General features: G+C 73.8%; 15 protein-coding genes. 2 read left to right on the top strand and 13 right to left on the bottom strand.

Going from position 1 to position 13,021, the window contains the following annotated elements:
• Window positions 1-9: 9 nt before the first annotated feature.
• The 6 genes from ACQEVZ_RS14860 to uraD are packed head-to-tail and all read right to left on the bottom strand — an operon-like array spanning window position 10 to window position 4,259.
• Window positions 10-1,356 (bottom strand): 8-oxoguanine deaminase, encoded by a 1,347-nt coding sequence (locus ACQEVZ_RS14860; protein WP_433366598.1) that lies wholly within the window; start codon window positions 1,354-1,356, stop codon window positions 10-12.
• A complete protein-coding gene (locus ACQEVZ_RS14865) occupies window positions 1,353-1,811 on the bottom strand; it encodes a (2Fe-2S)-binding protein (protein WP_344502699.1) in 459 nt (152 codons plus the stop codon). Before ACQEVZ_RS14865 ends, ACQEVZ_RS14860 begins: the two co-directional genes overlap by 4 nt.
• Window positions 1,802-2,653: an FAD binding domain-containing protein gene (locus ACQEVZ_RS14870; RefSeq protein ID WP_344502700.1), complete on the bottom strand. Its 852-nt coding sequence runs from the start codon at window positions 2,651-2,653 to the stop codon at window positions 1,802-1,804. The genes ACQEVZ_RS14865 and ACQEVZ_RS14870 overlap by 10 nt, the downstream gene beginning before the upstream one ends.
• Complete coding sequence (gene pucL, locus ACQEVZ_RS14875) at window positions 2,641-3,492, bottom strand: factor-independent urate hydroxylase (protein ID WP_344502701.1); 852 nt, start codon at window positions 3,490-3,492, stop codon at window positions 2,641-2,643. The genes ACQEVZ_RS14870 and pucL overlap by 13 nt, the downstream gene beginning before the upstream one ends.
• Window positions 3,493-3,495: 3 nt before the next feature.
• A complete protein-coding gene (locus ACQEVZ_RS14880; protein WP_344502702.1) occupies window positions 3,496-3,786 on the bottom strand; it encodes a hydroxyisourate hydrolase in 291 nt (96 codons plus the stop codon).
• Entirely contained in the window at window positions 3,783-4,259 is a 477-nt protein-coding gene (gene uraD / locus ACQEVZ_RS14885) for a 2-oxo-4-hydroxy-4-carboxy-5-ureidoimidazoline decarboxylase (protein ID WP_433366604.1), read from the bottom strand. The genes ACQEVZ_RS14880 and uraD overlap by 4 nt, the downstream gene beginning before the upstream one ends.
• Window positions 4,260-4,399: 140 nt before the next feature.
• Here uraD and ACQEVZ_RS14890 point away from each other — a divergent pair, with 140 nt between their 5' ends.
• On the top strand, window positions 4,400-5,677 hold the full coding sequence (locus tag ACQEVZ_RS14890; RefSeq protein ID WP_344502704.1) for an ATP-binding protein: 1,278 nt from the start codon (window positions 4,400-4,402) through the stop codon (window positions 5,675-5,677).
• Between the two features lie 295 nt (window positions 5,678-5,972).
• On the opposite strand, the gene ACQEVZ_RS14895 is transcribed toward ACQEVZ_RS14890, so the two are convergent.
• The 3 genes from ACQEVZ_RS14895 to ACQEVZ_RS14905 form a co-directional block, all read right to left on the bottom strand.
• Entirely contained in the window at window positions 5,973-6,746 is a 774-nt protein-coding gene (locus ACQEVZ_RS14895; RefSeq protein WP_433366608.1) for a GNAT family N-acetyltransferase, read from the bottom strand.
• A gap of 48 nt (window positions 6,747-6,794) precedes the next feature.
• Window positions 6,795-7,151 (bottom strand): hypothetical protein, encoded by a 357-nt coding sequence (locus tag ACQEVZ_RS14900; RefSeq protein WP_344502807.1) that lies wholly within the window; start codon window positions 7,149-7,151, stop codon window positions 6,795-6,797.
• A gap of 361 nt (window positions 7,152-7,512) precedes the next feature.
• A complete protein-coding gene (locus tag ACQEVZ_RS14905) occupies window positions 7,513-8,952 on the bottom strand; it encodes an MFS transporter (RefSeq protein ID WP_433366611.1) in 1,440 nt (479 codons plus the stop codon).
• Window positions 8,953-9,054: 102 nt separating this feature from the next.
• Here ACQEVZ_RS14905 and ACQEVZ_RS14910 point away from each other — a divergent pair, with 102 nt between their 5' ends.
• Entirely contained in the window at window positions 9,055-9,450 is a 396-nt protein-coding gene (locus ACQEVZ_RS14910) for a MarR family winged helix-turn-helix transcriptional regulator (protein WP_354893016.1), read from the top strand.
• On the opposite strand, the gene ACQEVZ_RS14915 is transcribed toward ACQEVZ_RS14910, so the two are convergent.
• The 4 genes from ACQEVZ_RS14915 to ACQEVZ_RS14930 form a co-directional block, all read right to left on the bottom strand.
• Window positions 9,432-10,130 carry a class I SAM-dependent methyltransferase gene (locus ACQEVZ_RS14915; protein ID WP_344502708.1) on the bottom strand — a complete coding sequence of 233 codons (699 nt, stop codon included), beginning with the start codon at window positions 10,128-10,130 and terminating at the stop codon, window positions 9,432-9,434. The genes ACQEVZ_RS14910 and ACQEVZ_RS14915 overlap by 19 nt on opposite strands.
• A gap of 301 nt (window positions 10,131-10,431) precedes the next feature.
• Window positions 10,432-10,959: a hypothetical protein gene (locus ACQEVZ_RS14920; RefSeq protein WP_433366615.1), complete on the bottom strand. Its 528-nt coding sequence runs from the start codon at window positions 10,957-10,959 to the stop codon at window positions 10,432-10,434.
• Between the two features lie 81 nt (window positions 10,960-11,040).
• Entirely contained in the window at window positions 11,041-12,303 is a 1,263-nt protein-coding gene (locus ACQEVZ_RS14925; protein ID WP_433366618.1) for a sensor histidine kinase, read from the bottom strand.
• Window positions 12,300-12,992 carry a response regulator transcription factor gene (locus ACQEVZ_RS14930; protein WP_344502711.1) on the bottom strand — a complete coding sequence of 231 codons (693 nt, stop codon included), beginning with the start codon at window positions 12,990-12,992 and terminating at the stop codon, window positions 12,300-12,302. The genes ACQEVZ_RS14925 and ACQEVZ_RS14930 overlap by 4 nt, the downstream gene beginning before the upstream one ends.
• Window positions 12,993-13,021 lie beyond the last annotated feature (29 nt).

Below are 13,021 nucleotides of genomic sequence, written 5' to 3' on the forward strand. Positions count from 1 at the left end.
GAGGCGCGGTCATCGGGCCTCCCGGAGCTTGCGGGCCGCCCGGGCGAGCGCCGCGGCGGCCATGGCCTCGTCCACCGTGGACAGCGCGCCGTCCTGGACGACGGCGCGGCCGCCGACGAGCAGCAGGCGCAGCGGCGCCGGCGGGCCGAACACGAGCGCGGCGACCGGGTCGTCGATGCCGGCGTGGCCGATGCCGTCGAGCCGCCACAGGGCGACGTCGGCGAGCTTGCCGGCCTCCAGGGAGCCGAGCTCGTCGGCACGGCCGAGGCAGCGGGCGCCGCCGATCGTGCCCAGCGCCAGGGACTCGCGGGCGGTGAGCGCGGCCGGCCCGCCCCGCAGGCGGGCCAGGTACAGGGCCTGGCGCAGCTCCGGGCCGAGCTGCCCGGCCTCCTGCGACGCGGCGCCGTCGACGCCGAGACCGACCGGCACCCGCGCGTCGAGCAGGTCGCGGACGGGGGCGATGCCGGCGCCGAGCCGCCCGTTGGAGCTCGGGCAGTGCGCGACTCCGGTGCCGGTGGCGCCGAGCTTCGCGATCGCGCCGGGATCCAGGTGTACCGCGTGGGCCAGCCACACGTCGTCGCCGAGCCAGCCGAGCGACTCGGCGTAGTCGACGGGCGTGCAGCCGTGGACCTCCCGGCAGTACGCCTCCTCCTCCACGGTCTCGGCGAGGTGCGTGTGCAGCCGGACCCCTTCGGAGCGGGCCAGGTCCGCGGCCTCGCGCATGAGCCGCGGCGTGACGGAGAACGGGCTGCAGGGCGCGACCGCGATCCGCACCATCGCGCCGGGCGACGGGTCGTGGAAGCGGTCGATCGCGTCCTTGGTCGCGGCGAGGGCCGCGTCGGTGTCCTCCACGACGCTGTCCGGTGGCAGGCCGCCGTCCTTGACGGACAGGTCCATCGACCCGCGGCACGGGTGGAAGCGCAGGCCGACCGCCGCGGCCGCCTCGATCTCCGCGGCGAGGACGTCGCCGCCGTCGCGGGGGAACACGTAGTGGTGGTCGGTGCTGGTGGTGCAGCCGGACAGCGCCAGCTTGGCGAGGCCGGCGGTGGCGGCGGCGTGCACGGTCCCCGCGTCGATGCGGGCCCACACCGGGTACAGCTCCTTGAGCCAGCCGAAGAGGATCTCCTGCTGGGCGTAGCCGCGGGTCGCCGACTGGTACAGGTGGTGGTGGGTGTTGACGAGCCCGGGCGTGGCGAGGCAGCCGGTGCCGTCGACCCGGGTCGCGTCCGGCGCGCCCTCGTACGGGCCGGGACCCACGGCGACGATCCGGTCGCCCTCGACGGCGACGTGGCCGTCGGCGTGCTCGGTCCCGGCACCGTCCACCGTGGACACCGCGCAGTTTTCGATCACGATCATTCGCCGGCCGCCAGCTTCACCGCGGCGACGATGTTCTCGTAGCCGGTGCAGCGGCACAGGTTCCCGGCGAGGGCCTCGCGGATGTCGGGGTCGCTGGGCACCGGGTTGCGCGCGAGCAGGTCGTGGACGGCGACGACGAGGCCGGGGGTACAGAATCCACATTGGACCGCGCCGGCGGTGAGGAACGCCTGCTGGACCGGGTCGAGACCGTCCGCGTCCGGCAGCCCTTCGACGGTGCGGACGTCGCGGTGCTCGGCCTGGCCGGCGGCGACGAGGCAGGCGCAGACCGGGGTCCCGTCCAGGTAGACGGTGCACGATCCGCACTCGCCCTGCTCGCAGGCGTTCTTCGCGCCGGGCAGCCCGAGGCGTTCGCGCAGCACGTACAGCAGGCTCTCCCCCGGCCAGACGTCGTCGGCCTGGCGGTCCTCCCCGTTGACGGTCAGGTTCACGCGCATCGGTGCTCCTCCCAGGCCCAGCGCAGGGTGCGGCGGCCGAGGACGGCCAGCGCGTGCCGCCGGTAGGCCGCGCTGCCGCGCACGTCGTCGATCGGCCGGGCGGCGGCGCCGACGAGCTCGCCGAACCGCCGCGCGAGCGACTCCGGCAGCGGCGCACGGTCCTCCCACGGCAGCTCGGCGGACAGGGACTCGGCGTCCGTGGCACGCAGCGGGGTCGGCCCGGCGGAGCCGATGCCCGTGCCGACGCTGCGGCGGGACGGGTCGAGCGCGAGGGCGAACGAGCAGACCGCGATGACCATCGCGTTGCGGGTGCCGACCTTCGCGAACTGCTGCGGCCCCTTCGCGGCCGGCACGAGGAACGCGGCGATCAGCTCGTCGGGGGCCAGGACGCTGCGTTTGGGGCCCTGGAAGAAGTCGGTGACGGCGACGGTGCGGGTGCCGCGGACCGAGGCGACCTCGACCTCGGCGCCGGTGGCGAGCAGCGGCGGGTGCGCGTCGCCGGCCGGTGAGGCGGAGCCGAGGTTGCCGCCGACCGTGCCGCGGTTGCGGATCTGGGGTGAGCCGACGGTCCTGGCCGCCATGGCCAGCCCGGGCAGGCGCGTGCCGAGCTCGTCGATGATGCGCCGGTACGTGACGCCGGCGCCGATCCGCAGCCGGTCGCCGTCGGTGGCCCAGTCGGTGAGCGCCGCGACCCGGGTCAGGTCGAGCAGCGCGGGCGGCCGGCGGCGGTCGAAGTTGAGCTCGACCATGATGTCGGTGCCGCCGGCGATCGGCACCGCGTCGGGGTGTTCGGCCTTCGCGGCCAGGGCCTCGTCCCAGGTGGACGGTCTCAGAAACTCCACGTGACCTCCTCGGCGACATCGTCGTCGCGCCTGACGGTCCCTTCGATCAGCCCGTACGGCCGGTCGGCGGCGTAGTACACCTCGTCGGGGTTGTCGAGCCCGAACGGGGCCAGATCGACGAGGAAATGGTGCCGGTTGGGCAGCGACAGCTTCACCTCCACGACGTCCGGGCACGCCGCCAGTACCGACGAACCCATCGCGAACAGGGTCTGCTGCAGCGCCAGGCTGTGGGTGGCGGCGAACGCCTCGACCAGAGCGGCCCGGGCCGCGCCGTGGTCCGCCGAGCCGGTGTGCCGCCAGGTGGCGTTCACGCTGGTGGCGAGGATCCGGTCGCGGGTCTCGGGCAGGGTGGTCCAGGCGTCCTTGACGAAGCCGTGGAACTCTGAGTCGGTCGTCTTGAGCAGCACCAGGTCGCGGACGCCGGACACGACCTGGGTGTGCTCCGCGTCGTGGTGGACGGTGGCGGTGCGCACCTCGCCGCCGTCGCGGCGGAACGTGTGGCGGCCGTCGACGGGCCGCCACGGGTACTGCTCGACGTGGACCCGGGCGCCGTGGATGCTCGGCTGGGAGCCGACGAAGTGCCGGGCCAGCCGCGCCGCGAATGATTCGATGTCGTCGATGCCGTGCTGGCGGGCGAACGCGTAGACGGTGTTCTTCTGCGTGTCGGTCGGCAGCACGGCGCCGTTGTCGCCGGTGAGGTGGCTGGCGGCGAGGTCGCCGCGCAGGGAGACGCTGACGTTGAGGTCCATGAGCTCGTCGCCGCCGGGCCCACGGGTGACGCGCACGATGCGGATCTCGGCCTTGCCGTACTGGTTGGGTCCGAGGGCGAAGGTCGGCACGGCTCAGCTCCCCCGGTAGGTCGAGTACCCGTACGGGCTCAGCAGCAGCGGCACGTGGTGGTGCCGCTCATCGGCGACCGTGAAGACGATCGCGACCTCGGGGAAGAAGTCGGAGGCGAACTCCGTCCGCAGGACCAAGCGGTGCCGGCCCGCCTCGAGCGGCGCGTCGAACCGCCATCGGCCGTCCGTGTCGGTCACCCCGTCGTGCGGTCCCGAAGGAGTTTCGAGGCACACCGGTACGCCGGCCACCGGAAGCCCTCTGGAGGTGTCCAGCACGTGGGTGGAGAAGCTCATACCACGAGCCGTTCCAGGCGCAGCTCCACAATCTTGCGCAGCTCGCCCCGGACGACCCGGCGCTCGGTCTCCTCGTCGTTGCCGAGCCGGCCGCGGGCCTCGGCGAGGATCTCCGGCGCGCTCTTGCCGCTGGCGAAGATCAGAAACAGGTGGCCGAAGCGCTCCTCGTAGACCCGGTTGGCCTCGGCGAGCTCGGCGGATCCCTGGACTTCGGACTGCTCGCGGCGCGACCAGGCGGCCTCCTCGCTGTCGCCCTCGGGGCGCTCGCCGATGCGGGGGTGGGCGGCGAGGGCGTTGGCAAGGTCCGGCCAGCTCAGCGCGTCGAACTCGGCGACGCCGGTGACGATGAGGTCGGCGGATGTCGGATAGGGGCGGTGGCCGGCCACCCTGGCGGCCCAGCCGGGCGACGCGCAGCAGGCCAGCAGGGCCTCCTGCGCCGCGGCCGGCGGCAGATCGTTGAAGTGGGCGAGCATGGCCCCCCTCTCACTATCTCCGGCACCATACTCCGGAGATGTTTCATGTCTAGGCCTGTCCAGTATCCCCTTTTTGTCTCCCCAAGCCACGCCTTCTCCGTCGCGGTGCCGCCTGTCCGGCTGCGTGGCAGACTCGAAGAATGCAGTTGCGGCCGGAGATCGAGCTCGTCGAGGCGTCGGGCCGGTCGCTGCGCATCATCGACGCGCACCTGATCACCGACGGCCCGATCGGGCACGACCTGCCGGACCGCGGCGTCGTCCTGACCGCCGGCCCCGACGGGTACACGGCCCGCTGGTCCCGCGGTTTCGTGAACCTGCCCGGCCTCGCCCGGGCGTTCGTCGGCGGCGCCACGGGCGGGGCCCTCTTCCGGCTGCTCGGCCTGCCCGGCGCGGTGCTCGGGGCGGTCATCGCGGTCGGTCTGGCCCGCACCGCCAAGGACCGCCCCACGACCGTGCCCGACCCGACCGTCACCGTCGTCGAGGACGGCCCCGACCTGGTGCTGCGCTCGGCCGACCTGGCGTCGCTGGTGTTCGCCGTGATGGAGCTGACCGGCGCGACCGACCCCGTGACCGTGAGCCCCGCCTTGCAGCAGCCCTCGCTGACCGACTCCGAGGCCGTGCGCCTCGACGACGTCGGCGGGCTCGACGAGGTCGTGGCGCAGTTCCGCGACGTGGCCGTGTCCTTCCGCCACCCCGAGGTCATGGCCCGCTGGGGCGCGACCAGGCCGCAGGGCATCCTGCTCTACGGCCCGCCCGGCACCGGCAAGACGATGCTCGCCCGCGCCCTGGCCAACGAGATCGGCGGCGAGCTGCGCGAGATCCGCACCCCGGAGATCCTCGACAAGTGGGTCGGCAACTCCGAGAAGAACATCCAGCGGATCTTCGCCGACGCCCGCCGCCTCGACCACCCGACCGTCCTGCTCTTCGACGAGTTCGACTCGATCATCAGCTACACCGGCGCCGCCTTCGACGCCGCCGGCCAGATGATCAACGCGGTGGCCGGCATCTTCAAGCAGGAGATGAACACCCTCATCGAGCACAACCCCAACGTCATCGTCGTGGCCACCACCAACTTCCCCGACCGCGTCGACGCCTCGCTGATCCGCTCGGGCCGCTTCGACCTGAAGCTGGCGGTGCCGCCGCCCGGCCCCGCCGCTCGCGCCGACATCCTCGGGAAGCTGCTGCGCCGCCTCATCGCCCGGCACGAGGTCGGCGGCTTCCGCCTCTTCGCCGACGACGTCGACGTGCCGGCCCTGGCCGCCGCGGCGACCGGCCTGACCGGCGCGGACTTCAAGGAGGCGCTGCGCCGCGCCCAGCTCGACAAGGCCATGGACGAGGCGCGCCAGGGCCGGCCCCCGTCCCCGATCACCCACGCTGACCTGCTTGCTGTGATCGCCGCTGTACGACCCACCGCCTGACCGACTGTCCGGCGTCGCCTCCGCCGCTTCTCCGCGTCGCGCCAAGCGACATTTCGCCCCCGCGGCCTCGATCGAGCGCTCCGTCCCCGCGACCACCTTTGGCGCGGCGGCCCCGCGGCCTCGTTGAGCGCGGCGTTCGTCGTCAGCCTATGGCGAGGCCCAGGCCGAACGAGCGGGCGGCGCCGGCCAGCAGGCCGAAGGCGATCCAGCCGGGCGCACCGGGCGCCTGCGGCCGAACGAGCGGGCGGCCAGGGGCGAAGGTCGCTGATCTGTCCGGTGTCGCCCCGAGTCGGGCTCAGGGGTTGTGGACGAACGGCGTCGTGGTGGCGAGTTGCTGGAAGCCGAGCCGGCGGAGAATCGGGCGGCTGTCGGCGGACGCGTCGACCTGCAGGTACCGGTAGCCGGCCGCGGCGGAGAGGGCGGCGCGGTGGGCGACGAGCGCCCGGAAGACGCCACGCCCGCGCCAGTCGGCGACGGTGCCGCCGCCCCACAGGCTGGCGAAGCCGGTGCCGCCGTGGAACTCGACCCGGCCGGCGCAGATGGGCCGGTCACCGGCCATGACGACGGCGGCGGCGATCTCACCGGGACGGTCGGCGAGGCGTGCGGTGAGATCCTTGCCGATGCTCGAGTGGTCGCCGCCGAACACCTCGTCGTGGACCGCGACGACCAGGTCGGCCCCGGCCGCGTCGGTGACGGGCTCCAGCCGCGTGCCGGCGGGCAGCGTCACCTCGAGGGGAAGGCCGGCGACCTCGGCGAAGAGCAGGCCCTCGACGGGGCCGGGCTCGAACCCGGCGGCGAGGAGCCGCCCGGGCAGGTCGGCGGGGCGGTCGTGCGAGTAGTGCTTCCACTCCCACGGCTGGCCGAGCCGGCCGAACCGCTGGATCTGCGCGGCGATGACCGTGTCGGCGTCGAGGCCGTCGAGGTCGCACCAGGAGATGCCGTGCCAGCCGTCGCTGGAGGAGACGACCCGCACGATGCCGGGCTCACGCTCCACGACCGAGCCGGCGCCGGCCCCGGGCTCCTGGCGGATCTTCTCGTCGAACAGGGCTAGCACCCGCTGGGCATCCACGCCTCAAGACCACACCCTCGCCGATCCGCGTGCAAGCGGTTTGCGGCGTCAACCGGTGTAGGTGCCGATGACCTCGATCACGCCGACGAGATGCTCGTTGAGAGCGTCGACGTCCTCGGCGGGGATCCACAGCTCGAGCACGGTCCCGCCGCCCGCACGCCGGCTGACGTACCGCCGGGCGAACGCCGTCTCGACCCGGAACCGCGTCACGTGCCCGACCCCGGACGCCGGCACGTTCCATTCCCGGGCGATCTGCGTGGCGTACTCCTCGTTGAGGACCGGGTAGAAGATCGGCTGATCGGCCAGCCGCGCCGGCCAGCGCCGCCAGTCCGCCGCCTCGACGAGCCGCAGCTCCTCCGGGCCGACGGGCCGCCACAGCGTCGTCGTGCCGTCGGCGTTCTCCACCCGCCCCACGAGCAGCTGCGCGGCCAGCCGTGCCACATCAGGGTCGACGCCCTGCCCGCCCGGCGGGCTCTGCTCCACCCACGCCGCCCGGTCCGCCGGGACGGCCGGGACGGCGGCGAGGTCGTCGATGAGGACGGCGAGCACGCGGTCGCCTTCCAGCCAGCGCAGTGCGGCGACGTCATCCGGGTCCGAGCTCTCGATGACCGCGGCGAGCGCCGCGGCGTCGAGCTCGTACGCCGCCGATCCGGCCACGTGACCGCACGCCGCCACGAGCGGCGGTGGCCAGCCGGCATCGGCCCGGACGAACTCGCCGCCGACCGGGCCGATGCCGTATGCCTTCGTCACAGCGGCAAGTGTCGCATCACGCGTGCCGGCCGCGCCGCCCGGAGAGCACCGGCACCAGGCTCAGGGCGAGCCCGGCGAGCGCGACGCCGGTGACGAGGTTGACGCCGGGGTGGAACTGGGTGAAGTCGCCGGTGCCCGTCCCCGCGTCGCCGCCGGTCGCGACGAGGGCGGTGACCGCCGCAAGGATGAGGGCCGCGCCGACCTGGCCGGAACTCTGCACCAGTCCGGAGGCGAGCCCCTGCTCCTCGTCGGCGATGCCGTCGGTCGCCTGGGCCATGATCGAGCTGAACCCGAACGCGAAACCGCCGCCCAGCAGCAGCATCGCCGGCAGGATCGCGAGCAGGTAGTGCGGCGCGCTGCCGGCGGTGAGCAGGAACCAGCCGTAGCCCAGGCTCATCGACAGCATCGAGGCGACGATGAGGCGCGGGGTGCCGTAGCGGTCGATGAGCCGGCCGACGAAGGGCGAGCCGAACGCGACCAGCAGGCCCGCCGGCAGCAGTGCGAGCGCCATCCGCAGCGGCGACCAGTGCAGGACGCTCTGCAGGTACAGCGTCATCATGAACTGGAAGCTCAGGTAGGACCCGAAGAGCGCCACCATGCTCACGTTGGCGCGCACGATCGAGCCGACCCGCAGGATGCCGAGGCGGATGAGCGGGTGCGCGACGCGCCGCTCGATGAGCACGAACCCGGCCAGCAGCGCGACGGCGACGACGGCGGAGGCGAGCGTCACCGGGTCGAGCCAGCCGCGGTCGGGCGCGGACACGACGGTGTAGACCGCCAGGAGCATGCCGCCGACGAGGGTGGCCGCGCCCGCAAGGTCGTGCCCGCCACCGTGGGCCGGCTCATCCCTGGGGATGAGGACGCGGCCCGCGACCAGCGCGGCGATGGCGAGCGGCACCGGGATGAGGAACGTCCACCGCCAGCCGACGCTGGTCAGCAGCCCGCCGAGGATCAGCCCGGAGCTGTACCCGCTGGCGCCGAAGACCGAGAAGACCGACAGCGCGCGGTTGCGGGCCGGCCCCTCGTGGAACGTGGTGGTGAGGATCGACAGGGCGGTCGGCGCGGTGAACGCGGCGGCCAGGCCCTTCACGAAGCGGGTGGCGATGAGCAGCGTGCCGTCGTCGACGAGGCCGCCGATGAGGGACGCGACCGCGAAGACGCCGAGCGCGACGAGGAACACGCGACGCCGGCCGAGCAGGTCGGCGGTCCGCCCGCCGAGCAGGAGCAGGCCGCCGTAGCCGAGGACGTACCCGTTGACGATCCATTGCAGCGAGGTGGTCGACAGGCCGAGCTCGGCGCCGATGGACGGCAGCGCGACGCCCACCATCGACACGTCGAGGGCGTCGAGGAACAGCACGGCGCAGAGCACCGCGAGGATCCCCCAGAGCCGCGGGGTCATCGTCGCGTGGGGCTCCGGCGCGATGGTCGTGCCTGGGGCCGGGAGTGTCGTAGTCACGGCACGGACACTAGATGCATGCGCATTCAATGTCCACGCACTAATTGCTGCTGCATTTAATGTGGGTGCATCGGGATGTGGTACCGGAGTAGGATGCGCGGCATGACGTCGCAGGCTGCGCTGATCGAGCACTGGCGCTCGCTGCTGACCAGCTACAACGAGGTCGCGAGCCATCTGGAGCGCGCCCTGTCGGAGACGCACGGGCTGAGCATGAGCGAGTTCGAGATCCTCGACCGGCTCGTCGCGCAGCAGTGTGAGAAGCGCCGCATGCAGGACCTCGCCGCCGACATGTACCTCAGCCAGAGCGCCCTGTCACGGGCGGTCGCGCGGCTGGAGAAGAGCGGCCTGGTGTCGCGCGCGCTGTGCGAGGCCGACCGGCGGGGCGTCTTCGTGACGCTCACCAGCGAGGGCCTGCAGCGGCACACCGCCGCCCGGGAGACCCACCTGGCCGTGCTCGCAAGCCACTTGCAGGTCGGCGGTCAGGACACCCGACGGTAGTAGGAGTCGACCGCCGGCTGGCCGGTGTAGTTGGCGCCCGCCGTGTCGTCGGCCCCGAGGTACTCGTACGGCAGCGCGACGTCACCACGGTCGTCCCGGCCGATCCTGCGGCGGCGGCCGTCGTAGTTGAACCCCGCGTCCCGCAGGTGCGTGGCGAGCCGCCGCCCGGCGGGCCGGCCGTCCTCGAGCCGCACGCTGTCCAGGTCGATGTCCGCGACGAGCCGGCCACCGCCGGTCAGCCAGCCCGCCGCCTTCGCCAGGAGGCCGAGCTTGTCGCCCACGTAGTGCAGGCCGTGCACGCTGGTGATGAGGTCGTACCGCCGGTCCGGCTTCCAGTCGGCCACCGACGCGGTGGTCAGCCGCAGCCACGGCACGTCCGGCGCCGGGTCGAACATGTCCACCAGGTCCACCCCGTGGACGAGGACCCGCTCCCCGACACCGGCGGCGTCCAGCCTGGCGGCCGCCTCGACCAGCGCCCGCCCCGTGCCGCAGCACAGATCGAGCCACGCGACGGTGTCCGCGGTCCCGGTGACCGACACCAGGGGCAGGAGCGCGTCGACCGGGTTGAACCCCAGCTCGCGGTCATAGCTGTCGACCCCGGCGAGCCCGCGCCCGCGGTTCATCGCGGAGTTGGCCACCACTGACGAGCCGGCGAGCGTGTCGTCATCGAGCAGGGTCACCGGACCATGATCGCAACCATCCCCCACGAAGCCAACACCGCGCCGCCCTTCCCCCACCCTCGTCCGCCGTTCCGTCCCGTTCTCTGGGATGACTCCCCCGCCGCACCGCCGCAACCCGCGTGCGGAGATCGCCATTCGCGGCGTACACACGAGCGACGCCGTCCTGCGATGTGGGACATGGCGGCAAGCCGTCTCTCATGGGCGAGCCCGCCGACCGACCCCGGCCGGTGCGGCACGCCCGCACCGCGGCCGTCGGCGCCGCTGGCTGTGAGCGGCGCCGACGGGGGTGTGGCCGGGTGGGTCAGCGGCGGCCGCCGTGGTCGTCGCCGGCGTCGTGGCCCGCGCCGTCGTCCGAGCCGTGGCCGCCGCCGTGGTCGTCGCCGACGTCGTGGCCCGTACCGTCGTCCGAGCCGTGGCCGCCGCTGCCGTGGTCGTCGCCGACGTCGTGGCCCGGGCCGTCGTCCGAGCCCCCACCGCGGTGGCCGCTGCCCGAGCCGCCGCTGCCGCTGTTCCCGGAGCCGCTGCCGCTGTTCCCGGAGCCGCTGCCCGAGTTGCCGGAGCCGCTGGTGCGGTTGCCGCCGTGGTCGTCGGCGGACGGGGAGGCCGAGGCGGACGGGTGGTGGCCGTGGTCGTCCATCGATGCCGACGGGGACGCGGTCGGGTCGTCGCTGGACATCGACGGGGACGGCCAGGCGCTGTCGTCGGTCGACGGCGACGCCGAAACCCGGGCGGGACGGCCGTCGTTCGACGGGCCTGACGCGGCCAGGGCCGTGCCGCCGATGGCGAGGGCCGTCGTGACGGTCGCGGTGATGATGATGAGCTTGCGCATGTCGTACACACCTCCGTGGTTGTGCTGTGCTTGCACTGACCACGGTGCCGGGCGCGGCGATAGCGGAGGCCTGTGGCAACCCTAAGGTTCGGTTAACGCGCCCAGCGTCACCGTGACCCGTGCGCCGCCGAGGGGTGAGCGGTCGACGGTGAGGGTTCCGCCGGCGGTTTCCGCGGTACGGCGGGCGATGTCGAGACCGAGACCGGTGGACCCCGCGTTGCTGACGCCACGGGCGCCCGCGGACGGGTCGAAGCCGGCGCCGGCGTCCTGGACGGTGAGGACGCGGCGGGAGTCCAGCGTGACCGCCAGGGCCACCCCCTCCTCCGTGTGGGCGAAGACGTTGCCCAGCAAGGCGTCGACGCACGCCGCCAGCTCCGTGGCGGAGACCGCGACGGGCAGCGGGCCGGCCGGCAGGTCCGTCTCGACCGGGCGGCCCTGGTCCTCGGCGAGCACGGTCCAGAAGCGGACCCGTTCGGCGACGACCGCGGTCGCGTCGCAGGACGGCACGTCACGCTCGCGGCGGGCGTCCTCGATGACGGTGGTGACGGCGCGGTCCAGGGCGGCCACGTGGGCGAGGATGCGGTCGGCGTCGGCGGGGTCGCGCAGGCCTTCGGCGTCCAGGCGCAGGGCGGTCATCGGGGTCCGCATGCGGTGCGAGAGGTCCGCGACGCGCTCGCGTTCGGACTGCAGGAGGTGGCGGATGCGGGCGGCGAGGTGCTTGAGGGCGGTGGCGACCGCGCGGACCTCCGGCGGCCCCGACGACGTCGGCGCCCGGCGGTCGAGGTCGCCGCCGGCGAGCGCGTCGGACACCGCGGCCAGGGAACGGATCGGGCGCACGACCATGACGGCGAGGCGGTCCGCGACGGCGACGCCGACGGCGAGCAGGCCGGCGCCGAGCAGCGCGAGGACCAGCCACGCGCGGGTCACGCCCTGGCGCAGCTCGGCCAGCGGGACGAACACCCGGATGACCGCGGTGCCCTGCGGGAGGCCCTGGACGGCGACGAGGACCTCGCGACCGGCGGCGTGCTCGACGGAGAAGCTGCCGGTCCGGGCGGCGAGCCGCACCGCCGGGGTCTGGTCGGTGAACGGACCCACGACGGCGCCGTCCGGCTGGTACACGCTGACCGGCCGCGAAGGGTCGACGTTGAGCTGCTCTACGGCGAGGCGCAGCGACTGCGGGTCGGCGGTGGCCACGAGAATGCCCAGGGACTGCGCCTGCGTCATGGCGACCGAGACGGCCCGGTCCGCGGCGACGCCGCGCAACAGCAGCGCGAGCGGGACCAGGAACGCGAGCAGCACCAGCGTCATCGCGGCCGCGACGAGCAGCGCCAGGCGCCACCTCACCGCGGCAGCCCGAACTTGACGCCGACGCGGCGGACGGTGTGCAGGCGGCGCGGCTCCTGGGCGGTCTCCCCCAGCTTGCGGCGCAGCCACGACAGGTGGACGTCGACGGTCTTGTCGGCCGTCGTGTACGGCACCTGCCACACCTCGGTGAGCAGCTCGCGCTTGCCGACGACCTCGCCGGCGCGGGTCATCAGGTGGTACAGCAGGTCGAACTCGCGCGGGGTGAGGTCCAGCGGCGCGCCGTCGAGCGTCGCGGTCCTGGCCCGCGGGTCGATGCGCACCCCGTCGACGTCGAGCGCGGGATCCCGTTCGGGTGCGGACGGTCCGCCGTCGGCGCGGCGCAGCACGGCGCGGATCCGGGCGTCGATCTGTTCGGCACCGTACGGCTTCACGACGTAGTCGTCGGCGCCGGCGTCCAGGGCGCGGACCATCTCGCCCTCGGTGCGCCTGGCGGTGACCACGATGATCGGCACGCGGCTCACCGCCCGCAGCATCCGCAGCACCTCCCGGCCGTCGAGGTCGGGCAGGCCGAGGTCCAGCAGGACGACGTCCGGCGCCTCCGCGACGGCGAGCTTGAGCCCGTCCATCGCGGTCGCGGCGGGCACGACGACGTGCCCCCGCTCGGTCAGCGCGCGCACGACGCCACTGCGGATGGTCCCGTCGTCCTCCACGAGCAGCACCTTCGCCATAGCCAGAGGTTAACCATGCCTTAGCCATC

Source organism: Dactylosporangium sp. CA-152071 (genome assembly GCF_050936335.1).
Taxonomy (GTDB): domain Bacteria; phylum Actinomycetota; class Actinomycetes; order Mycobacteriales; family Micromonosporaceae; genus Dactylosporangium; species Dactylosporangium maewongense.